Raw genomic sequence first — 23,071 nt, forward strand, 5'->3', positions numbered from 1 at the left:
AATACATAGCTGCGGTTATTGGGGAGGGCTGGATAGTATGGACAATGATCTGGGAAGAACGATTAAGAATGACCTGATTAATGCCTACGGAGTGACTGTAATTCCGGCAGGAAGCAGACTGAATGCCGAGCATCTGGAGCTTATCCGCAAACAAAAAATCGACAGGTTCGACATTCTTTTTGCAGATGAGGCTGACCAGGCGCCCCCCTACCAGAAGATGGTCAACAGTACAGTGGACCTGTCCAAGGAATTATTCGAATCTTACCGAATCTCCCGCAAAATCCCGCTGGCGGATATCCGCAAGGAGGTGCTTCCGGTCATCCAGGAGATCTCGCGCAACCCGGATATCTTCGCCTTGTTCCATTCGGTGCAGGGCAAGGATGATTATACATATGAGCATAACATCGGCGTTGCAGTGCTCTCTACCCTGATCGGCAGATGGCTGGAGATGAGTGAAGCGGAGCTGTCCGTGCTCTCCATGGCTGCAACCCTGCATGACATCGGCAAGCTGAAGATACCCTCAGAGCTGCTGAATAAGCCCGGCAAGCTGACGGACGAGGAATACACCCAGGTGAAGAAGCACACGGTCTACGGCTACGAGATCCTCAAAGAAACCACCGGAGCCAATTCACGCATTGCCCTGGTGGCGCTTCAGCATCATGAGCGAAATGACGGGAAGGGGTATCCGCTGGGGCTGAAGGACGAACAGATCGATCCGTACAGCAAAATTGTGGCCGTGGCGGATATTTTTCATGCGATGTCCAGCAAGCGCCCGTATCATGAACCGACGCCGTTCCATATGATTGTGGATCAGATGAGAAGAGGCAGCTTCGGCGCGCTGGACCCGCATATTGTAACCGTTTTTCTGGAAAATATCGTGAAGCGGTCTGTTGGGCGTGAAGTGGTCCTAACCGATGGCCGGGTCGGCGAGATTGTCTACTTGAACCCGCATGACATCGAGACTCCGCTGATCCGCATCGGGGATGAATATATTGACCTCAGCAAAAGAACGGAGCTTAACATCCGGGAGATCAGCCTCTGATTCTTGGCTACTTGTTGAAATAATCGGCCACTCCCTCAGCGACCGCCTGAGCTGCCTTCCGCTGATAAGACGCCTTGCGCACAATCGATTCGTCATACGGGTTCGACAGGAAGCCCAGCTCTACAAGGGTGGCCGGCAGCGGGTTCTCCCGCAGAATATGATAGTCGCCGAAGGAGAGGCCGTTGCTGCGCAGGCCGATGCCCTCACCCAGCCGGGTCTCCACTGCCCGGGCCAGCCGCAGGTCATTCTGCTGCGAATAGAAGAAGGTCAGCGTGCCGGAGACATTCTTCGGTGATGAATTATAATGAATGCTGACAAAAGCGTCCGCACCGAGCGACCGCCCAAGCTGCACCCGCTGGGAGAGCGCAGGCTTCTGGTCCCCGCGGGTCCGGGTCATCTCCACTCTGGCTCCCTTGGCGGTCAGATAATCCCGCAGATACAGGGAGGTCTGGAGCGTCAGATCCTTCTCCATCGTGTTATAGGTTGTCCCGAGCATGCCCGGATCGGTGCCGCCGTGGCCGGGGTCCACTATGATCAGCTTGCCCCGGATACTGCCGGATTTCCGTACCACACTCGGAGTCTGGCTATTTGAGCTGATAGTGCTTGCGCTGCGGACAGTTCCGCCTGACAGATACCCGGAGGATACCCAGCCGACGGTTCCTCCGGCGGTGCGGACCCGCGACCATTCTCCCTGCCGGAGCAGGAGTGTCACCTTGTTGCCGGATTGCAGGGAACCGACCACCTCATAGCCGGTTCCCGGCCCGCTGCGGATGCGCAGGGAAGATGCGGTCACGACAGCCGTTCCGCTGGAGGCCGATGTGGTCTTAACCGCCGCCGTGGCCGATGCCTTGGAGGCGGTGGCACTGGAAGAGGTGCTGGCGGAAGAAGTGCTGGTGGACGAGCTTCCGCTGGTACGCTTCAGATAATAACCGGCTACCCAGCCGGAGACAGAGCCGGCCCGGACCTTGAGCCAGCCATGCTGCTCTTCAGTGACGGTAACGGTGGCTCCGGCAGCCAGAGAGCCTGTGACGGCAGCGCTTGCAGCAGGCTCACTGCGTACATTCAGGGAGCTAGCGTACACTTTGGCCGTGTAAGCAGTTGCAGCATAAACGGTAGAAGACGGCAGGACAGGTGCCAGTATGGATGAAGTCAGCAAACAGGCTGACAGGACTGCAGTATGTAATTTTTGTCGCATACAAATAAATCCTCATTTCCCGGAGAGATAACAATCTATTACCCGTTTCATCGGCAGAAGAATACCGAAAATTTAAAATTGAAGATAAATACCTACTCCAACTACCGCTAACAACGATGATTATTACAGTACTCTCATCTTCCTATGCGGCTGTTGAATATCGCCTGAAGCCCTATTCGTTGGCAGGAAATGTCTGTATAATTATTACATATTGGGGAAACAGACAAAGGAGTGCCGCCGTGATCAGACCTAGATTATTCATTGGTTCTTCCAGAGAATCTATCCGCTATGCCAGGGCTATCCACGAACAGCTGAAGCGGACCGCTGAGGTCCATCCGTGGTATGCCGCTGCTTTCCGGCCGAATGAGTACACCATGGAAGCGCTGGAGCGGAATCTGGATATCAGCGATTTTGCCGTCTTTGTGTTCTCGCCGGATGATGTAGCCCGGATTAGGGGTAAATATTATTATGTGACCCGGGACAACACCCAGTTCGAAATGGGCCTGTTCTGGGCACGGCTGCGGCGCGGCCGGGTCTTCTGCCTGCTGCCGGATCAGGTACCCGCGCGCAGTGATCTGATTCCGGGTGAGAATGTGGAAGAGTATCATCTGCTGTCGGATCTGTTGGGACTAACCCCGCTGGAATATGAGTGGCAGCACGAGAATGTTACAGCAGCGGTGGATGTGAGCTGTGGCAAGATCATCGACAGTATTCAGGCGCAGGGGATGTACCACGACCCGGCTGTAGAGCTGTTGCAGCTTCGGGCAGAGCTTAGGCGAAAAGAAAGTATCCTTCACTTCTTTTGGCAATATAATAATAATGTAACGCCACCCCAGGCAGCCGAGAAATATCAGGCACTGAGCGAAGCCGTCCGCAATTCATTCCTGCCCCCGGAGGATTGCCGGGTCATCGGAGCCGCCATGTGGCGGGCCGAAGCGGAAGCGGGCCTGAAGCAGGTCGGCGGCAATGTGGGGCGCGGGCAGATGTATCCGTTCGCCGCCTTCGAGGACGGAAGCGTGAAGCCGGGGGTGCTGGATGCTTTTCTGGCAAAAGAATGGACTTTTTTACAGCGTACGGAAGTTGCGGAGGTATATATCCTATGCTATCCTTTAGGGGAGAACCATGTGCTGTCCGTGCACTTCTCGGGAAATCAGAGATTATCGGGAGAGGATATTACAGCAGTCGTGGCCTATAACCGGGATTTGTTCCGCACCGTCAATCATTTAGTGGGAGGGGACTAACAGGATGAAGAATATGAAGAATGCCGTTAGTGTATCCAGTACTGTCCGCCGGTCTGCAAGCGGTGACGGCAACAGCGCGGGAGGCAAAGGCCGCTCCAGACGCAAATCCGGCCCCAAGCTTACGCCCTCAGCGTCAAGCGTGTATTTGGCACCATCCGTGGAGGGTGGAGACGACGAGTACAAGAAGCTGGTCAGCGGTAAAGTGGATAATAACAAGCCATCGTTTGCCTGAATATTGGCTAATTCATACTATTGAACAGGTCCCCAGCAATCGCTGGGGGCTTTTTTTGCTGTTTGAGGAACGGCGGCCAACGACTTAGGGAATGCGAAGTTATGCGCTCTCCTGATGGGCTTGCTCACTCACATCCGTGGCATCCTCCGTCAGCCGGGTCTTGAACTCAAACTAATATTAGGAATTAGGGTGATATGTGGACTCCGCTGGGAGCGGGCTGGATGGGGAAATGAAAGGGGCTGTCCCAAAAGTAGATACTCTACTGGTGGGGAAAAATTCCATGCCTTCTTAAAGGATTAATTTGTAAGAAAGGGAGCGATTCTCCATTATTGGAGGATCGCTCCCTTGCGTTTCTGGTCATTCGCTGCTTGCTTCAGCAGGTTGTGAGCAAGCGAAAGCCAACCGACCTCTAGCGTCACTTTTTCCATGCCGCGAAGCAGAAAGCGCCGGAAGCCCCGGTTATTTTTTAATTGTCCAAATACACTTTCCGGCTCCGTCATTCGACGTACGGCCAATAGATAGCCTTCCTCGCTTCGGAGGATTTCTTTCGCCTGTTTCTGGTATCTAAGCCGCTCCAAACTGACTGCGATTTCCCGGTTTCCGCTTCCCTTCGTGCAGTTTTCTTTTAGCGGACACCCTCCGCAGCTTTGACTTTGGTAATGACGCTTCGTAATTTCGTATCCACTCTCTGTGGTTTCCTTGCTCTCTCGTTGGAAATACAGCGGGTATCCAGCTAAACACGTCCAGCGATCCTCGGATGCGTCGTAGGTCCAGTTCTCGATTTTTCCGACGTCGGCTTTCCAGGCTTTGCTCTTTTCTTTGTGGTAGGTGCTGTATTTCACGACGGCCTGTATCTCGCTCTTTTCCAGATAGGCGTAGTTTTCTTCACTTCCATAGCCGGCATCTGCAATGACCGTCTTTGGAAGTTTTCCGAGGAATTGCTTTGTTTTTGCCAGATGTGGTTCTAAACAGCGGGTGTCACCCGGTCTTTGATGTAGACTGTAGGTTAAAATAAATTGGTTTTCGGTCCCGATCTGTAGATTGTAACCTGGCTTCAGTTGGCCATTTTGCATGTGATCTTCTTTCATCCGCATAAACGTTGCCTCGGGATCGGTCTTGCTGAAACTATTCCGGTCCCCAAGCAGCTTTTGATATTGTTCGTACTTCTGCAGTCGAGGGAGCAAATCCTTACGCAACTTCCGAACCGTCTTTTTTAGGGGCTTGTCTTTCGGTTTTTCGGCAAGCTGAGCTTCAAGCTTTTGCACGGCTTGTTCGAGTTTCTCACTGTCCATTTGCGAACCCGTGCTGAGTTCAGCCAGATCTTTGCCCTGATTCTCTTGTTCTTCCTGCTCTTCCGCTGCTTCAATGTCAGCGAATAGGGCCTGTACCTTATCTTGCAGTTTCGCTTTGTGTTTGCTGACCGCTTTGCTCCAGACAAAGGTGTAGCGATTGGCATTCGCTTCGATCTTAGTTCCGTCCACAAAATAATGCTCCAGAGACACGTATTTTTCGTCAGCCAGAAACTGAAGCACGGCGGTAAATACCGTTTCGAGGACCTTTCTCATCCGCTGGGAACGGAAGCGATTCAGCGTGCGGAAGTCGGGTCGCTGCCGTCCGGCCAGCCACATGAAGGGAATGTTCTCCCGGACCGCTTTGGCGATTTGGCGAGACGAATAGATTCGCTGAGTGTAAGCGTAGATGATGACTTTGGTGAGCATTTTAGGATGGTAGCTGTCACGGCCGCCGCCGGGATAGGCCGCGTCAAAAATGGCGTTGTCCAGCCGATTGACGGCGGCATTCACGACGCGAACGAGGTGATTTTCCGGGATATCTTCTTCCAGATCCATTGGCAAGCAAAGCTGGTCCATGGTATATTGAATGTACAAAAGAAACCTCTCCTTTGAAATGGTTGTGTGGTAACTCCATTTTAACAAAAGAGAGGTTTCTTTTTGTGATTTTAGAAAGATTTGAAGAAACTTTTCCCGCTTAAACAGCGGAGAGGACGGAACGATTGTGAAAAAGCGGCAGCGGTCGCCTTGGTCTCCGGATTTTCACCGCTAAGGGAATGAAAAAAATCTGGAGACCACAGCGACCCAAACAACGGTCCGTTCGCGAAGCGTCCACCCAAGTGCTCACGTTGATCCTACTCCAAAATAAAAAGCTGTCCCAAGCAGCCATTTCATGGCTTTTGGGACAGCCCCATTGGTGGCGCTGAAAGTGGGCTGGATGGGGAAATGAAAGGGATAAATCCCATTGGTGGCGCTGAAAGTGGGCTGGACGGGGGAATTAAAGGGATAAATCCCTTTGGTGACGCTGAAAAGTGGGCTGGACGGGGGAATTAACGGGATAAATCCCATTGATGGTGCTGGAAGTGGGCTGGACGGGGAAATTAAAGGGATAAATCCCATTGGTGACGCTGAAAAGTGGGCTGGATGGGTAAATGAAATGGCTAAATCCCATTGGTGGCGCTGGAAGTGGGCTGTACGGGGAAATGAAAGGGATAAATCCCATTGGTGGTGCTGAAGGTAGGCTGGATGAGGAGTGCAAGTTAGCTAAATGAACAATTCAGGAGCACAAGTGCCCCTGAATCGAGCAAAAGTTAGCTAAATGAGCGAATCAGGAGCACAAGTGCCCCTGAATCGAGCAAAAGTTAGCTAAATGAGCGAATCAGGAGCACAAGTGCCCCTGAATCGAGCAAAAGTTGGCTAAATGAGCGAATCAGGAGCACAAGTGCCCCTGAATCCAGCAGATATTAGTTAAATGAGCCAATCAGTTAGGCGGCACCCCATCCAGCGCAATAGCCCCTATTGCGCGGAGGAAATTCCGCGCTGCTTCTTCGCAACCTCGCGGCGCACCACCGGGGCGACCTCGGTGGCGAGCAGCTCGATGGCGGCGGCTACCTTGGCGTAAGGCAGGCCGCCGATGTCGAGCTGGGTCATGAAGCGGTTATGGCCGAACAGCTCATGCTGATAGAGAATCTTCTCGATAATCTGCTGCGGGCTGCCCACGGCCAGGGTGTTGTCCGGCGAGGTGAACCGGCCGAACTCGCTGCGGGAGATCCGGTACTCCTGACCGGGGCGCGGGCTGATCGCATTACGGTAGCTGTAGTAATAAGGGTAATACTCATCCAGTGCCTGCTGAGAGGTCTTGGCGATGTAGCCATGGCTGGTGATGGCGATCTTCAGGTCCTCCGGCTGGTGGCCGGCGGCTGCACCGGCGCGGCGGTAGGTGCCGGCCAGATTCTGGAAGGGCTCCGGGCTGCCGCTCAGGATAGCGATAGCCATGCCTATGCCAAGGGCCCCAGCCTTCTCGGCACTTTCGGCTGAACCGCCGATGCCGACCGAGAGCGGGAGTCTCTGCTGCAGCGGACGTGGAGCGATCTCGGCGTTATGCAGCGGGGAGCGGAATTTGCCCTTCCAGTTCATGACTTCATGCTGGTTCAGTGTGAGCAGCAGGTCGAGATTCTCGCTGAACAGCTGCTTGTAATCTTCCAGCTCGTAGCCGAACAGCGGGAAGGATTCCAGGAAAGCGCCGCGTCCGGCAATGATCTCGGCCCGACCGCCAGACAAGAGGTCCAGGGTGGCGAAGTCCTCGAAGACACGGACCGGATCAATGGTACTTAGCACGGTCGTAGCGCTGGTAAGCTTGATCCGCTGTGTAACCTGGGCGATAGCTGCCAGGACAACGGGCACCGATGAGATTACGAAATCCAGCCGGTGATGCTCGCCTACGCCGAATACATCCAGTCCGGCTTCATCGGCCAGCTTCGCGGCTGCAATGACTTCCTGCAGGCGTTGAGCGGGGCTGATCCGCTGCCCTGTATGGCAGTCGGTAACAATATCGCCCAATGTATAAATGCCGAATTCAAACTCCGGCAGGCTTGCTTCTTTTTCTTGAGCATCCGCTTGTGTATTTGCTTGCGCATTAGCTTGTGTATTCCCTTGATTGTTCATGGTACAGACCCCTTATCATCCAGAATGGTGAGCAGCAGTTACTTGTAAGCTTGTCCGTTAGTGCAAGGATATAGCCCAGTATATCACAATTACTTACTAATTGTAAGTATATGAGTGGAAGTTTGCGAATAGCTATTAACATTGTCTGGTTCATCGTTACTGTTTCATAGTTTCAGAAGAATGTCAGCAGTAAATCAAATTAATCCGCCCGGATATTGTGTATTTTTATTGACAGATTACCTGATGGATGATATTTTAAATTTACAAATTCCAATCAACTTACTTTGGATTATATTTTACCGACTGTTCATACAGAGGTGCCTGCGTGATTGTTGCGCGAGGTCCCTCTGTTTTTTTGTTGCTAAGGGAATTCAGCCAGAAGGAGGAGCAGATATGGGAGAGGCATTGTTGTCTATCACAGAACTGAATAAGCACTTTGATACCGCTGGAGGCAAGGTGCAGGCGCTGGAGGATGTCGAGCTGGAGGTGCAGGAGGGGGAGTTCATCACGGTGATTGGACCCAGCGGCTGCGGCAAAAGCACCCTGCTGCGCATCATTGCCGGTCTGGATACCGGCTATACCGGCAGTGTTACCCTGGAGGGGGCAGCGATCAGCGGGCCGGGAATCGATAAGGGGTTTATTTTTCAGGAGCACCGCTTGTTTCCCTGGCTTACGGTAGAGAAGAATATTGCCTCGGATCTGCCGCTGGGCAGGCCGGATATCCGGCAGCGGGTAGATGAGCTGATTGAGCTGGTGAAGCTCGGCGGCTTCGAGAAGTCCTATCCCCGTGAGCTGTCGGGCGGGATGGCCCAGCGGGTAGCGATTGCCCGGGCGCTGCTGCGCAGTCCCAAGGTTCTGCTGCTGGATGAGCCCTTTGGCGCGTTGGATGCTTTTACGCGGGCGCATATGCAGTCGGTGCTGCTCGACATTTGGCAGCGGAACCGGACGACGATGATTTTTGTGACCCATGATATAGATGAAGCCGTGTTCCTGGGGAACCGGGTGGTGATTCTGGAGCCTCGTCCCGGCCGAATCCGTAAGATCGTTCCCATAGACCTGCCGTATCCGCGCTCCAAAACAACAACCTCCTTTCAAGAGCTGCGGCTCAAGGTATTGAATTACTTCGAGAAGGTGGAGGAGCTTGAGCTGAAGGACGGGGCCGGAATATAAAGTAACTCCAGATGCTTATTATGGAAAAGTGAGGTTAAGTGCTAATTCATATCCGACTTAATCCATACGAATATATTAATTAATTCAGAAGGAGAGACAGCCATGGCAGAGCGGACTGTAACTGTAGGGAATGCCGGAAAAACCGGACAGCCTGATGGACCTGGAAAAGTGGTCATTGCCGGTCTGGGGCTGCTGCTTCCGGCAGGGATACTGATCCTGTGGCAGATTCTGGGCTATTACGGAGTGATCTCGGAGATGCTGTTCCCGACACCTTATACGATTGCCCAGTCATTCATTACGCTGGCGTCTACCGGGGATTTATGGAGCAACCTGAGAATTAGTGTCGTGCGGGCATTGTCAGGATTTCTGCTTGGCGGAGGGCTTGGTCTGTTCTTCGGCATCCTGGTCGGATTATTCCGCCGGTCGGAGAAGCTGCTGGACCCCTCGCTGCAAATGATCCGGATGATTCCGAGCCTTGCCGTAGTACCGCTGTTCATTCTCTGGTTCGGCATCGGCGAAGAATCCAAGGTGCTGCTGATTGCCAAAGGGGCGTTTTTCCCGGTCTATATCAATACCTTTATCGGTATACGCGGGACGGATAACAAGCTGTTTGAGGTAGCCAGAGTGCTTGGCTTCAGCAGAGGGAAGCAGATTGTGCGGCTGGTGCTGCCTGCGGCGGTGCCGAATATAATGCTCGGGGTGCGCTTGTCGCTGGGACTCTCCTGGCTGGGACTGGTGGTGGCGGAGCTTATTGCTTCTACCTCGGGGATCGGCTACATGATGTCAGATGCCCGCCAGTTTGCCGATACGCCGGTTGTATTTGTCGGAATTATTGTATTTGCCGCTGTCGGACTGCTGAGTGACACGATTGTCCGCCTGATTGAACAGCATCTGCTCCGGTGGCGGGACAGTTATCAGGGATAGGAGGGGAAGAACAGCATGAGTGAAGGGATCGAAGCCATAATCAAGACAGCCAAGGGGGTAAGGGAAGCCCGTGATTATAGCGGAACTGCTTCAATTACTACGGCTAACAACAAGAGAAAGACAGATTCAGTATTCTGGAAAAAGCTTCTGTATGACTGGGTAGCCGGGGCAGCCATTCCCGTAGCGGTGCTGGCCGTGTGGCAGCTTGCCGGGAGCGCAGGCTGGATCTCGCCGGAGTTTCTTCCGGCACCGCTGACGATCCTCTCTGCATTTGCGGATCTGACCGTTAAGGGAGAACTCGTCCATCATGTGGGTGTCAGCATTGGACGGGCGGGCATCGGGTTCCTGATTGGAGGTATTCTCGGCTTGCTGCTGGGGACATTGACCGGCCTGTTCCGCAGCGCAGCCTATCTGCTGGACCCAAGTGTTCAGATTCTGCGGCTGGTTCCGCATCTGGCGATTGCCCCGCTAATTATTCTGTGGTTTGGCTTCGGCGAGATCTCGAAGGTGGTTATTATCATGAGCGGCTCCTTCTTCCCGCTCTATGTTAATACCTTCATGGGCATCCGGGGAGTGGATAACAAGTTGTTCGAAGTGGCCCGGGTGCTCGGCTTCAGTCCGCTGCAGAAGCTGCGGCGGCTGATCCTGCCGGCTGCGCTGCCCGGCATTCTCCTGGGACTGCGCCTGTCGATGGCTGTGGCCTGGATCGGTCTGGTGGTTGCTGAACTGATCGGATCACAGTCCGGGGTTGGATTTCTCATTAATGAAGCGAAGCAGAATTCCAATACGGCAGTGATTTTTGTCGGAATACTTATTTTCGCCGTGGTCGGCAAGCTAATCGATTCTCTATTCCGCGTCATCGAACGCAAATTCCTGTACTGGCGTGACAGCTATCAAGGTTGAAGACGGGCTAATGAAACGCTAACGCTAATGAAACCAAGGGGGCAACAACATGAGCCAACCGGCACTGAAGGAAGCATTGAAACTGACGGCAGATGTACTGGTAATCGGCGGAGGTCCGGCAGGAACATGGGCGGCACTTACAGCCGCAGCCAAGGGAGTGAAGGTGATTCTGGCCGATAAAGGATACTGCGGCTCCAGCGGCGCGACTGCCCCGTCGGGCACAGGAGTATGGTACGTGAAGCCGGAGGAGGAGCTGCGCGAGGCCGCGAAGGCCAGCCGTTATGCTATGGGCGGTAAGCTGGCAGAGCACCGCTGGATGGACCGGGTGCTGGACCGTACTTATGAGAATATGAACAGACTGGGTGTCAGCGGCTATCCGTTCCCGGTGGATGAGGAAGGCAATCCATACCGGCGGGGCCTGCAGGGACCTGAATATATGCGTCTGATGCGCAAGCTGGTGAAGAAGGCAGGTGTGAAGATTCTGGACCACAGTCCCGTGCTGGAGCTGCTCGCCGATGAGCACGGGGTAGCCGGAGCGGCCGGCGTGCAGACCCAGAACGGAGAAGCTTGGAGTGTGCATGCCGGGGCGGTGGTTATCGCTACCGGGGGCTGCGCTTTCCTCAGTAAGGCGCTGGGCTGCAACGTCCTGACGGGTGATGGTTACTTATTCGCTGCGGAAGCAGGAGCGAGCCTGTCCGGCATGGAGTTCTCCAATGCCTATGCGATCTGCCCGACCTTCTCCTCTGTAACGAAGACCGCATATTATAGCTATGCCAGCTTCTATTATGAGGACGGCAGCGTGGTGGAAGGAGCGGGCTCCAAGAAGGGCCGCTCGGTCATTGCCCGGAATCTGCTGGCGGGCCGCCAGGTGTTCGCGAAGCTTGACGGAGCCGATGAGGCTTTGCAGCCGCTGCTGCGGGTGGCGCAGACGAATTTCTTCCTGCCGTTCGACCGGCGGGGAATTAATCCCTTCAAGGATCTTTTCCCGGTAACCTTGCGGCTGGAGGGGACCGTCCGGGGGACCGGCGGCATCCGGATTACGGATGAGCAGTGCGGCACAGGCGTGCCCGGCTTGTACGCGGCGGGAGATGCCGCCACCCGCGAGCTGATCTGCGGCGGGTTCACCGGAGGCGGCAGCCATAATGCCGCCTGGGCCATGTCTTCCGGCTCCTTCGCCGGAGAAGGGGCTGCGGCTTATGCCGCAGGACTTGGCCGGCATGCCAGCCATCGGACACCTTCCGGCTTGTCCTCTTCCCCGCTGGTTCATGGGGAAGTCCGGGCAGGCGCAGCTGCCAGAACCGCAGAATATGTGGAGGCTGTGCAGGCAGAAGTCAAACCGTACGATATTAATCTGTTCCGTACAGAGCAGGGGCTGGCCTCTTCGCTGGAACGTCTGGACGGACTATGGAAGGAGCAGCGCAGCCGGGAAATCCAGCGCACGCCGGAAGGTGTAAAGGCGCGTGAAGCCGAAGCGATGACGGCGACGGCACGCTGGATGTACAGCTCCGCACTGACCCGCACCGAGACCCGGGGAATGCACAAACGGGAGGACTTCAAGGGAAGTGATGACAGCCAGCATCACCGTTTGATCAGCGGCGGACTGGATCAGGTATGGGTGAAGACAGAAGAGGTAGCGAAGGAGAGTGTATTGTTGTGATTGAAGTCATCAGCGCTGACCGGTGTATAGAATGCAACCAATGCGTATCCGTCTGCCCGACCAATGTATTCGACCGGGTAGAGAACGGAATTCCCGTGATCGCCCGGCAGAGCGACTGCCAGACCTGCTTCATGTGTGAGCTGTATTGTCCGGTGGATGCGCTGTATGTTGCTCCGGATTCCGAGGGAATTACCGGGATTACAGAGGCAGAGCTGGAGGAGCAAGGCCTGCTTGGAGGCTACCGCGAGAAGGTAGGCTGGGGCAAGGGCAGACAGCCGGTGGCTAGTCATGACTTCATGGTTAAGCTGGCGGCGCGGGCAGGATTCTGATTTCTGATATGCGATAACAACATCCAGTAGACGACTGAGGGGAGAATACAGCAATGAGCAGATTGTACAGAGAGATTACAGGTATATGGAGCAAAAGGGGACGCCTCACGCTGATTACAGGTGTGGTGATGATCATGCTGGTACTACAGGCTTGCGGCAATAATACAGGCTCGGGGAGCAACTCGGCAGCAGGCAGTGGAGGTACCAATACCGCTGAAGCGGCTGGCGGTAAGGCTGCAAGCAATGTTCCGGCCGTGTTGAATTTCGGCTACATCGGCTCCAATAAGCTGAATCTGCCGGGAGGCGCGGAAGGCTGGGGCCTTTACAAGGGCATTATTCAGGAAGAGCTGAAACCATACGGAATTACCGAAATCAAGCTGACAGGCTTCCCGAACGGGCCGGATCAGACGGAATCCTTAATCAGCGGAAGACTCGATTTCGGCAGCCTCGGGGATACCCCGGCGATTATCGCCTACGCCTCAGGAGCCAAGACCCGGCTGATCGCCCAGACTTCAGCGCATACAGTCGGTTATCTGATCGGCAAGAAGGACGGGCCGAAGACGGTGCAGGACCTGAAGGGCAAGACGATTGCCATCCAAAAAGGTTCGTTTATGCACCGTTATGTAGTCGGCTTGCTGAAGCAGGAGGGCGTAACTGATTATAAGCTGGTTCACATGCTGATTCCCGATGCAAGCGCAGCACTGGCCCGCGGCGATGTAGACGCGACCACCAATAACGGTGTGGCGGCGCTTAAGCAGATTGAGCAGGGGTACACCCATTTGGATGATGCCTCGCAGCATCCGGATCTGCTCGGTAGCAGCGCTACCGTAGTGTCAGAGGAGTACCTTGCGAAATTCCCGGATTTCCCCAAGGTCTGGAATGCGGCCCGGGAGAAGGCACTGGCCGACCTGAAGCAGCATGAAGATGAATATTATGCATTCCTGGCTGAGATCGGAGATACCACCCCGGAGCTCGCGAAGCAGGTCAATCCAATCAGTGATATCAAGGATACAGCCTTCACAGATGACGGCATTAAGCTGCTGGAGGGCACCAAGAACTTCCTCGTCGATGAGAAGCTGGCCAAGAAGGATTTCAATATTAGCGATTGGCAGCTCAAGTAATGTTCAGAGGACCGAAAGAGGAGGAAGCGGAATGCCGCAGCAACAGCAGGCTACAACAGATGTTCTAGTGCTGGGTGGAGGCCCGGCCGGAGCATGGGCGGCATGGAGTGCAGCTTCTCAGGGAGCGAAAGTGATCCTGGCCGATAAGGGATATCTCGGAACAAGCGGGGCTACCGCGCCGGGGGGAACGACGCTGCTGGTGATTCCGCCGGTAGCCGAGCTGCGGGAGCAGGCCGTGCAGGACAGACTTAAGGCCGGCGGCTATCTCTCGGAGAATGCCTGGATACACCGTGTGCTGGATCAGGTCGAGCAGAACCTGCAGCTGGTAGAGGAATGGGGGTATCTTTTCCCGAAGGATGAGGAGGGCAGGCCGCTGCGGACGCATCTGCATGGCCCCGAATACATGAAGATTATGCGCAGAGTGGTGCGCAAGGCGGGAGTGCGCATCTGGGATCAATCGCCGGCACTGGAGCTGCTCCATGATCAGCACGGCGTGGGTGGCGCCCGCGGAATCAACCGCCTGACCGGAGAGAGCTGGGAAGTGAAGGCGAATGCGGTGATTATGGCTACGGGCGGCTGCGCCTTCCTCAGCAAGGGGCTGGGCTGTAATGTGCTTACCGGTGAAGGGCTGCTGATGTCAGCCGAAGCCGGTGCCGAGCTGTCGGGCATGGAATTCACCCGGCAATATGCTCCAAGCTTCGCGGATGGAACGGTCACCCGCGGGCGCATGCTGGCTTGGGCCACGCTGTATGATGCTGCGGGAAGGCCGCTGCACCGGGGCGACCGCACCTTCGGCAGCATTCCCGAGCTGATGCTGAAGGGCCCGGTCTATGCTTCTCTGGATTTGGCTGATACGAAGGAGAAGCAGGAATTCCTCCGCAATGCCCACCCGATCTTCTTCATGCCGCTGGAGCGGGCGGGGATTAATCCGTTCAAGGATAAATTTCCGCTTACGCTCCGCTATGAAGGCACGATGCGCGGCACGGGCGGCCTGCGCCTGACCGGCCCCGGGTGTGAAACCTCGGTGCCGGGGCTGTATGCGGCAGGCGACGCCGCCTCCCGCGAGAAAGTGACCGGCGCCATCTCCGGCGGCGGCGCCTACAATGCATCCTGGGCCATCTGCAGCGGCAGCTGGGCAGGACAAAGCGCGGCGCGGCTCGCTCTGCAGCAGCCGCATCCGGCGGAGCGCCGGATGCTCCGCGCGGCGGGCCGCTACGGCATGCCGGCTGGCGCCGGCACCTCACGGACGCTGGACGCGAAGCCGCTGATCGCGGCGGTCCAGCAGGAGATCCTGCCGCTGCGGATCAATTACTTCCGCAGCGAGCCCGTGGTCGCTGCCGCCCTGCAGCGCCTGAACCGCCTGATGCCCGAGCTGGGCGGGCAGGTGCCTGCCACGGTTCAGGGCATCGTGCAGTCACGTGAAGCGGCCGCTATGCTGAATGTCGGCCGCTGGATCTACACCGCTGCGCTGGCCCGCAAGGAGAGCCGCGGCCTGCAGCGCCTGGCCGAGTATCCGGCGCTGGACCCGCGCCAGACCCACCGCCTGATTCTCTCCGGCGTTAATACGATCGGTATCCGCACGGAAAGTGTGCCTCATGCCCATGAGCTGCGGATTCCGGGAGAGGAGCGGGCCATATGATTGAGCTGGTTAGCCAGGACCGCTGCATCGGCTGCAGGCTGTGCGTGAAGGTCTGTCCGACGAATGTCTTCGCGATGGAGGGCAAGCTTGCCGTCATTGCCCGCCAGGAGGATTGCCAGACCTGCTTCATGTGCGAAGCTTATTGTCCTGTCGATGCATTGTATGTGGCACCGCAGGCAGATAAGTCTGCGAACCCGGATGAGCAGGAGCTGATTGAATCCGGCCGGCTGGGCAGCTGGCGGAAGGAGATCGGCTGGAATCCGGGGGCGGAGGACACGATGGCAGAACGGGACACGACACCGTTCTTCGAGGTCTTCACCGAAGCTTACCGCGGCAAGCAGCAAGAGATAGGCAAGTAAATTCACAGGTGTTCCGCAGCCATGCCGGCAGCGGAACACCTTTTTGTATATAATCGCTTCTGACTGACGGGTGCATGTTCTTGTACGTTTCGGCCGTGTCTAAGTAATATGACATAATTTGGGCAATATTAGGAGCACGCCGATACATATAGAAGCAGGCTAAGCTGCTGCAGAAAAATATAAATTATTTTAATATATACTAACTGGGCGGTTGAGATTATACTAAGTTGAACGAACCGTTTCTTCAGCAGGCGGAGCGTCTCCCCAAATCTACACACAGACACTAGAATATTATGCTGGAGGAAATTGAATGAGCACTACAGAACTTACTAGCCAACTTTCCAGTTTCACAGGAAGGCTACTGCGGGAACGCTTCGGGAAGGGACCTGAATCGATACATGCCTCTATCGGGGAGCAATGTATAGCACTGCATATCCGTAATTTCATCGGACCTGTGGAGAGGTTTTTATTGAATAAGGAAGAAGAACAGGCGTTTCGTTATACACGGGAGCTTCTGATGAAGTCCCTGCTTCCCGAACTTGCAGCGTACCTGAAGGAGAGCCTGGCTATTGAGGTCGGCGAGCTTTTTTATGATTGGGGCATTCATAACGCATCGGGGATGATCGTGGCGCTCATCAAGAATGACGACGTACCGATTGATGATTATGCCGGGCGCGAGGAAGTCCATATCCAGATTAACGAAGTCACTAGGAAGGTCCAGAAGGAACCGGTCCATACGGACTCATGGTGGCTGGGACCCCGCATTCTGATTATCAAGCGCGAAGGCATCATGATTCCTTTGGAGAAGGAATTGATTGGCCTCGGCTATGAGAATACGCTTAAGACTACCAAGCGCAAGATGGAGAAGAGGTATTTGGATGATACCACCACTATAGCCCAGATGCTCGGCAAAGAGCTGGCGGATATTTATGTGGATTGGGATTTCGACAAAGATACCAGCGTGATAGCCTATACTTTTCAATGAAGTCTAACCATATATGAGGTGGAAATGAGTCGGACATGCAAATGAGCCGAACATGAGCCGAAGAAGGGGGAATCGTCCCTTTCTTCGGTTTTTTTATTTTCTGCCCATCTGCCGTTAGGGGTGCTGAGACTTTTTAGGAGGATAAGCTGGATGGAGGAGTGCAAGTGGACGGTATTATATGTAGAAGATAATCAGCTCAATATGGCCCTAGTACATCATATCTTCAAAAGAAATCTGCCCTCCGTATTACTGCTGAAGGCTGAAACGGCAGAGCTTGGACTCCAAATAGCGCGGGAAGCTCTGCCGGATCTGATCATCCTGGACATCGGGCTTCCCGGACTTAACGGGTATGAAGCTCTGGAAATACTGCAGCAGGATCAGGCAACTTGTCATATTCCGGTGCTGGCGACGAGTGCGTTTGCGCAAAGCTCGGATATTGAGAAGGCCCGGAAGAAGGGCTTTGCCGAATATATCACCAAGCCCTTTCAGGTTAAAGCGTTCACCGAAACCGTGAAAAGGCTGCTCTACGGAGAAGACCTGCAGAAGATTTAGCTTGAAATAGCAACAGGGGATTCATTAAGGTGGGGAGCTGGGGAGATCTCTGTCTGGCGGCGGGTTCACGGGCTGCTGTAATCCGCTGAATAAGGAATTGTCAGTATTCGACATAATGATTTGACTTTCGCCCGATTATGCAAGATATTTATATTGCAGATTTAATATAAAGGAATTGCATCTAATACTTCACAAACGGGCGGTGGATCTTATGCTAGGGCAGCATACGGAGACGTCTTCTCCATTTGAACAGGCATTTAAGACAGGAACTGCCGGAGTAGCCTTTCTCTCCATGGCTGAAGAATGGATGAAAGTGAATCCGGCGGTAACCCTCTTGCTCGGATATTCCGAAGAGCAGTTGCTGGGACGCAGCTTCCAAGCGTTCTGGGATGAAGATAGCCTGCACATACATAGCTACAGGATGGGGAGCCTCAGGACAGGAGCAGCCCCTTTTTTTGAAGCCGAAATTAAGCTGCGCCATGCGGATGGCTCTGCGGTTCCGGTGCTGCTGCATGTGGCGAGGGTGAGCGAGCCTTCGACGGGAGAGGGGCTGTATTATATCGTTCACTTGGCCGGAGGGCAGCTTGCGGCACCGGCTAAGGCACTTCCCGGACAGTCTGAGCGGCTGTATCAGCTGATTGCCGGCAACATCAGGGACATTGTGTACTATGCTGCTCCAGGTTCAGTCTGCCGCTATTGCTCCCCTTCAGTGGAAGAGGTGCTCGGGTACAGACCGGAGGAGCTGATCGGCCGGGATAACAGCAGACTGGTTCACCCTGAGGATCTGGATTTAATCAGTGCGCAGCAGTTGGCTGACTCGCCTGATATCCAGCTGCGGATATTACATGTGAACGGCCAGTATATCTGGATTGAGTTCTCTCTGAGAACGGTGGAAGACGGCGGGGAGCGCGGGGTGCTGGCTGTCGGCCGCGATGTGACCCGGCGCAAGATTGTGGAGCAGAAGCTTCAGGAATCGGTCGAGCGTTATACCTCGCTGAAGAAATATAATCATGACGCGATCATATCGCTGGACCTGGAAGGCCATATTATTAACGGGAATGAACAGGCGGTAAGGCTGACGGGGTATACGATCCCCGAGATGGTGGGCATGAGTGTCAGCCGGATCATCGGCAAGCGGCAGCTGCAGAATGTACTCGGCCCCCGCCGGCGGAGCGGCTCCGTGGGACAGGATATCAACCTGATCTGGCATAAGGATGGGCATTCTGTGGAGGTCCTGACTACCCTTGCGCCGATTATTATCAACCAGTCTACCGTAGGCTTTTATATTATCGTCAAGGATATTACCGAGCAGAAGAAGCTGCTGATTGCCAAGGAGACCGCAGAGAATACGAACCGCGCCAAAAGTGAGTTCCTGGCCATGATGAGCCACGAAATCCGTACTCCGATGAACGGGGTGATCGGGATGACCGACCTGCTGCTGGAGAGCAGTGAGCCGGGTTCGCAGCAGCGGGAGTTCCTGGAGATTATCCGCCAGAGCGGTGAATCCCTGCTGAATATCATCAACGACATTCTCGATCTCTCCAAGATTGAGGCAGGCAAAATCTCACTCCAAGACGAGCCGTTCATCCTCCAGCACTGTATGGATTCCGCACTGGAGCTGCTTCAGCTCAAGGCGGAGCGCAAAGGGCTGACCCTCAGCGTGGAGACGGAGCCGGATGTGCCGCAGCGGCTGATCGGGGACGGGGAGCGGCTGAAGCAGGTGCTGCTCAATCTGGCCGGCAATGCCGTGAAATTCACCTGTACCGGCGGGGTAAAGGTAAGCGTGAAGCGCATTGCCGATGGCCTGGCAGGCGTAACGCTCCAGTTCACCGTGGCGGATACGGGGAGCGGGATTCCCGAGGAGGCCCGCAGCCGCTTGTTCGAGCCGTTCTATCAGATGGAGCATTTCAGGGGCCGCCAGGGTGAAGGCACTGGTCTGGGGCTGGCGATCAGCAAGCAATTGGTCGAGCGGATGGGCGGAGAGATCTATCTGGATACAGCAGCCGGGCAGGGGGCGACCTTTGTGTTCACCGTGGTCCTCCGGACAGAAGCGCAGTCGCTTCCGGCTGACGGGCCGGATGCGAACCTGCCGGAGCCGCAATCAGAAGGCCGGTCCCTGCATATTCTGGTAGCCGAGGACAATGTGATTAACCAGATCGTCCTGCGCAAAATTCTGGAGAAGCGCGGCTTCGCCGTCGATGTGGCCGAGGATGGGCGGCAGGCGGTCGATATGACGGCCCGGCATGGCTATGATCTGATCTTCATGGATGTGCAGATGCCCGGGATGAACGGCCTGGAGGCCACAGCTGCCATTAGGGCAGAGCAGCCCGCAGACCAGCAGCCGGTCATTGTTGCAGTGACGGCCAACGCGCTCAAGGGCGACCGGGAGCTATGCCTTGAAGCAGGGATGGATGAGTATATCAGCAAGCCGCTGAGAAGCGACAGCATTGCCCAAGTAATCGGGAAATTTTTTGCGGAACAGGAATAAGCAGACCTCTCTTCACAAAATAATCACAATGCTGAGTTAAAGCTGCAATGCAGTGCTGTGATGTCTTGCATATGGAAGTCTTTTTGATTAAGATAGCAGAAACTGGTGCATAAGCAGCACCGATATACCTTGTAATGACAATGACGAAGAGAGTAAGCACTTCATAGCGTATTTTAACAGGGAAGGCGTGCCGGAGACTGAGAGCACCCCCATTAGACGCTTAGTGCCGAAGTTCACTTCCGAGTCGGTCCCTGAAGTACACTGCTGCAGCAGTTATGGGTAGGGTGGCCCGCTTCCTGCGTTAACGGATGTAAGACAGAATGAATCGACTGGCCGGTATCCTTCAGGTTATGCCGTCATGTGCTGATGCGTCAGCAGGATTCAGTTCTAAATAAGGGTGGTACCACGGCTCCTCGTCCCTTGCGGCGGGGGGTCTTTTTGCGTTCGTTCATAGCCTTAACTATTAATATCACAAAGGAGTGTCTTGGAATGAGTAATGTCGAATTGGATGATCTGAGAGCAAGATTGGATGAGATTAACGGTCAGCTGCTGGAGCTGATCTCGGAGCGTGCCGGAATCGTTCAGGAGATTGGGGTGCTCAAAGAGAAGCAAGGCGTGCCGAAGTTCGATCCTGAACGGGAGAAGGCGATGCTGGAGAAAATGGTCGCAGGCAATAAAGGACCGTTCACGAATGGAACCATCCGTACGTTGTTCAAGCAGATTTTCTCAGCTTCGCTTGATCTGCAAAGTACGGAGCATAAGAAGACCCTGCTGGTAGCGCGTAAAGACCATGCGGAGGATACAGTTATTGAGCTGCCGGGCGGCGTTACAGTAGGCGGATTATCCTCCCTGATGGTAGCTGGCCCGTGTTCGGTGGAGAGCGAGCTGCAGACCCGTACGGTGGCTGCGGCCCTGCAGAAGGCAGGCGTCAAGGTTATGCGCGGCGGCGCCTTCAAGCCCCGGACCTCCCCATATGATTTCCAGGGACTGGGCATGGATGGCCTGCGGATTCTGCGTGAAGCGGCGAATGAATACGGGCTGCTGACGATCAGTGAGATTGTCGATCCCCGGCATATTGAAGAAGCGCTGGATTATGTGGATGTCATTCAGGTCGGCGCGCGGAACATGCACAACTTCGAGCTGCTTAAGGCGGTAGGGGAAGTGAACAAACCGGTGCTGCTGAAGCGCGGACTATCTGCCACGCTGGATGAATTCGTCCATGCGGCAGAATATATTATGTCCCGCGGCAATATGGAGATTATGCTGATTGAACGCGGTATCCGCACCTATGAGCGGTCGACGCGCAATACGCTGGATATCTCGGCGGTACCGATTCTTAAGCAGGAATGCCATCTGCCGGTGCTGGTCGATGTCACCCATTCCACCGGACGCAAGGACATTCTGATCCCGTGTGCCAAGGCTGCGCTTGCTGCCGGAGCCGACGGTATTATGGTGGAGGTGCATCCTGATCCGGCTACAGCCTTGTCTGATGCGGCGCAGCAGCTTAATATTGAGGAGTTCAACACCTTCTTCAATGAGGTGAAGGCCTCCGGATTATACCGTTAAGTGAAACAGGGTGAATTCAGGTAACAGGAGGAACTGAAATTTTGAAGCAAATCGTCTCATACAACAACGGTTGGTTCTCCAACACACGGAGTGATATTTTATCGGGCATGACCGTGGCTATTGCCTTAATTCCTGAAGCGATTGCTTTCTCCATCCTTGCTGGCGTAAGCCCTATGGTTGGTTTGTACGCCTCCTTCTGTATCGCTATTGTAACAGCCTTCGCCGGCGGGCGGCCGGGGATGATCTCGGCGGCGACAGGAGCGATGGCGCTGCTGGTCGGCAGTCTGGTGCTGTCGCACGGCATTGAGTATCTGTTCGCGGCTACGGTGCTGGCTGGCATCCTGCAGATTGTGATGGGGCTGCTGAAGCTGGGCCGGTTCATCACCTTCCTGCCGCAGCCGGTCATGACCGGCTTTGTCAACGCGCTGGCGATTCTGATCTTTATGGCTCAGCTCGTGCATTTTGAGGGACAGGGCTGGATCATGTACGCACTTGTGGCTCTTACGCTGGTCATCATCTATACGGTTCCCCGGATCACCAAGGCGGTGCCATCGGCGCTGGTCGCCATTGTCGTAGTCTCGGTCCTCAGCATTGTGCTGGGTCTGGATGTAAGAACCGTGGGCGATATGGGGACTATTACTTCAGCGCTGCCTGTATTCCATCTGCCGAGCCTTCCCTTGACGCTGGATACACTGCTGATTATACTGCCGTATTCGCTCTCACTCGCGGTCGTCGGATTACTGGAATCGCTGATGACAGCCACGCTTATTGATGATATCACGGGCACCGGCAGCGACAAGAACCGGGAAGCGAAGGGGCAGGGGCTGGCCAACATCGTGACCGGCTTCTTCGGCGGCATGGCTGGCTGTGCGATGATCGGCCAGTCGATGGTCAATATGAAATCGGGCGGACGGACACGCTTGTCCACTTTTGTCTCCGGGATCTTCCTATTGTTCCTGATTCTTGTGCTGGGTGATGTTGTTAAGCAGATTCCTATGGGTGCACTGGTCGGTGTAATGATTATGGTCTGCATCAGCACCTTTGAATGGAAGTCCCTGACTTCCTTGCGGAGAGTTCCGCTAAGCGATGCCCTGGTTATGGTGGTCACTGTGGTTACAGTAGTAGCTACCGATAACCTGTCGATCGGCGTGCTGTTCGGCGTGCTGCTGAGTGCTTTGTCTTTTGCCTGGAAAATCGCTTCCCTTCAGCTGAATGTTCATACTACGGCATCTGTAACGACTTATCGGGTATCGGGCCAGCTGTTCTTTGGAACCACGAGCCATTTCGTGAATGAATTCATGTATGACAGTGATCCGGCGCAGGTCATTATCGATTTCAGCCGTTCCCATGTGTGGGATCAGTCGGCGGTGGGGGCCATTGCCAAGACGATGGACAAATACGCGGCATTGGGTACTAAGGTCACTCTCACGGGTCTGAATGAAGAAAGTGCCCGGCTGGTGCAGCGGGTTGGATTGTCGTCTTCGGGCGGCCATTGACGGATCAAGGACAGAAGGCTGTTTTTGGAGCGATTAGGCTTCAGAAGCAGTCTTTTTTTTGACAATATAATAATGTAAAGGATTCATTCTACAAATTTTAATCGTCTACGCCGTCTTTGGAAAAGGGTTTTTGAAAAGTTTGTCGAAATTTTCCGGTAGAGGGACATTTGTCATTGCATCTTCGGATGGCCCTACTATAACTACGCAATTGTTATGCGC

At 54.8% G+C, this 23,071-nt stretch carries 19 protein-coding genes; 16 read left to right on the forward strand and 3 right to left on the reverse strand.

From position 1 onward, the window contains the following. The first annotated feature begins 37 nt into the window (after positions 1–37). Positions 38–1,042, forward strand: a complete 1,005-nt coding sequence (locus tag MKY64_RS32130) for an HD-GYP domain-containing protein (protein ID WP_036730433.1) — start codon at positions 38–40, stop codon at positions 1,040–1,042. Positions 1,043–1,049: 7 nt separating this feature from the next. Here the strand turns inward: MKY64_RS32130 and MKY64_RS32135 are convergent, their stop codons facing one another. Then, positions 1,050–2,237, reverse strand: a complete 1,188-nt coding sequence (locus tag MKY64_RS32135) for an N-acetylmuramoyl-L-alanine amidase (protein WP_340957899.1) — start codon at positions 2,235–2,237, stop codon at positions 1,050–1,052. Positions 2,238–2,476: 239 nt separating this feature from the next. Here MKY64_RS32135 and MKY64_RS32140 point away from each other — a divergent pair, with 239 nt between their 5' ends. Next, positions 2,477–3,478 (forward strand): TIR domain-containing protein, encoded by a 1,002-nt coding sequence (locus MKY64_RS32140; protein ID WP_339251444.1) that lies wholly within the window; start codon positions 2,477–2,479, stop codon positions 3,476–3,478. A gap of 4 nt (positions 3,479–3,482) precedes the next feature. Then, positions 3,483–3,710: a hypothetical protein gene (locus MKY64_RS32145; protein WP_036730425.1), complete on the forward strand. Its 228-nt coding sequence runs from the start codon at positions 3,483–3,485 to the stop codon at positions 3,708–3,710. 326 nt (positions 3,711–4,036) lie between these two features. Here the strand turns inward: MKY64_RS32145 and MKY64_RS32150 are convergent, their stop codons facing one another. Both MKY64_RS32150 and MKY64_RS32155 read right to left on the reverse strand, forming a co-directional pair. Further along, on the reverse strand, positions 4,037–5,596 hold the full coding sequence (locus MKY64_RS32150; RefSeq protein WP_339257603.1) for an IS1182 family transposase: 1,560 nt from the start codon (positions 5,594–5,596) through the stop codon (positions 4,037–4,039). Positions 5,597–6,514: 918 nt separating this feature from the next. Beyond that, positions 6,515–7,663: an LLM class flavin-dependent oxidoreductase gene (locus tag MKY64_RS32155; protein ID WP_209876710.1), complete on the reverse strand. Its 1,149-nt coding sequence runs from the start codon at positions 7,661–7,663 to the stop codon at positions 6,515–6,517. Positions 7,664–8,056: 393 nt separating this feature from the next. On the opposite strand from MKY64_RS32155, the gene MKY64_RS32160 reads away from it, so the two are divergent. The 13 genes from MKY64_RS32160 to MKY64_RS32220 all read left to right on the forward strand — a co-directional run bounded on the left by MKY64_RS32160 (position 8,057) and on the right by MKY64_RS32220 (position 22,852). Continuing rightward, positions 8,057–8,833, forward strand: a complete 777-nt coding sequence (locus tag MKY64_RS32160) for an ABC transporter ATP-binding protein (RefSeq protein WP_076084669.1) — start codon at positions 8,057–8,059, stop codon at positions 8,831–8,833. Positions 8,834–8,935: 102 nt separating this feature from the next. Next, positions 8,936–9,757: an ABC transporter permease gene (locus MKY64_RS32165; RefSeq protein WP_339251441.1), complete on the forward strand. Its 822-nt coding sequence runs from the start codon at positions 8,936–8,938 to the stop codon at positions 9,755–9,757. A gap of 15 nt (positions 9,758–9,772) precedes the next feature. Then, entirely contained in the window at positions 9,773–10,660 is an 888-nt protein-coding gene (locus tag MKY64_RS32170; RefSeq protein WP_339251439.1) for an ABC transporter permease, read from the forward strand. Positions 10,661–10,709: 49 nt separating this feature from the next. Next, entirely contained in the window at positions 10,710–12,317 is a 1,608-nt protein-coding gene (locus MKY64_RS32175; protein ID WP_339251437.1) for an FAD-binding protein, read from the forward strand. After that, entirely contained in the window at positions 12,314–12,646 is a 333-nt protein-coding gene (locus MKY64_RS32180) for a ferredoxin family protein (protein WP_339251435.1), read from the forward strand. Before MKY64_RS32175 ends, MKY64_RS32180 begins: the two co-directional genes overlap by 4 nt. Before the next feature lie 53 nt (positions 12,647–12,699). Continuing rightward, positions 12,700–13,767 carry an ABC transporter substrate-binding protein gene (locus tag MKY64_RS32185; RefSeq protein WP_339251433.1) on the forward strand — a complete coding sequence of 356 codons (1,068 nt, stop codon included), beginning with the start codon at positions 12,700–12,702 and terminating at the stop codon, positions 13,765–13,767. A gap of 31 nt (positions 13,768–13,798) precedes the next feature. After that, positions 13,799–15,406, forward strand: a complete 1,608-nt coding sequence (locus tag MKY64_RS32190) for an FAD-binding protein (protein ID WP_340957900.1) — start codon at positions 13,799–13,801, stop codon at positions 15,404–15,406. Further along, complete coding sequence (locus tag MKY64_RS32195; protein ID WP_209876726.1) at positions 15,403–15,765, forward strand: 4Fe-4S dicluster domain-containing protein; 363 nt, start codon at positions 15,403–15,405, stop codon at positions 15,763–15,765. The genes MKY64_RS32190 and MKY64_RS32195 overlap by 4 nt, the downstream gene beginning before the upstream one ends. 310 nt (positions 15,766–16,075) lie before the next feature. Next, positions 16,076–16,750: a Na-translocating system protein MpsC family protein gene (locus MKY64_RS32200; RefSeq protein WP_340957901.1), complete on the forward strand. Its 675-nt coding sequence runs from the start codon at positions 16,076–16,078 to the stop codon at positions 16,748–16,750. Positions 16,751–16,900: 150 nt separating this feature from the next. Next, positions 16,901–17,302 (forward strand): response regulator, encoded by a 402-nt coding sequence (locus tag MKY64_RS32205; RefSeq protein WP_076084640.1) that lies wholly within the window; start codon positions 16,901–16,903, stop codon positions 17,300–17,302. A gap of 211 nt (positions 17,303–17,513) precedes the next feature. Next, a complete protein-coding gene (locus tag MKY64_RS32210; RefSeq protein ID WP_340957902.1) occupies positions 17,514–19,790 on the forward strand; it encodes a PAS domain S-box protein in 2,277 nt (758 codons plus the stop codon). A 489-nt stretch (positions 19,791–20,279) separates the two neighbouring features. After that, positions 20,280–21,356, forward strand: coding sequence for a bifunctional 3-deoxy-7-phosphoheptulonate synthase/chorismate mutase (locus MKY64_RS32215; RefSeq protein ID WP_036730419.1), 1,077 nt, complete (start codon positions 20,280–20,282; stop codon positions 21,354–21,356). A gap of 41 nt (positions 21,357–21,397) precedes the next feature. Further along, positions 21,398–22,852, forward strand: a complete 1,455-nt coding sequence (locus MKY64_RS32220) for a SulP family inorganic anion transporter (RefSeq protein WP_281068252.1) — start codon at positions 21,398–21,400, stop codon at positions 22,850–22,852. Positions 22,853–23,071: the final 219 nt, after the last annotated feature.

The sequence above is a fragment of the Paenibacillus sp. FSL R7-0210 genome (assembly GCF_038009085.1).
In the GTDB taxonomy this organism is placed as follows: domain Bacteria; phylum Bacillota; class Bacilli; order Paenibacillales; family Paenibacillaceae; genus Paenibacillus_AQ; species Paenibacillus_AQ silagei.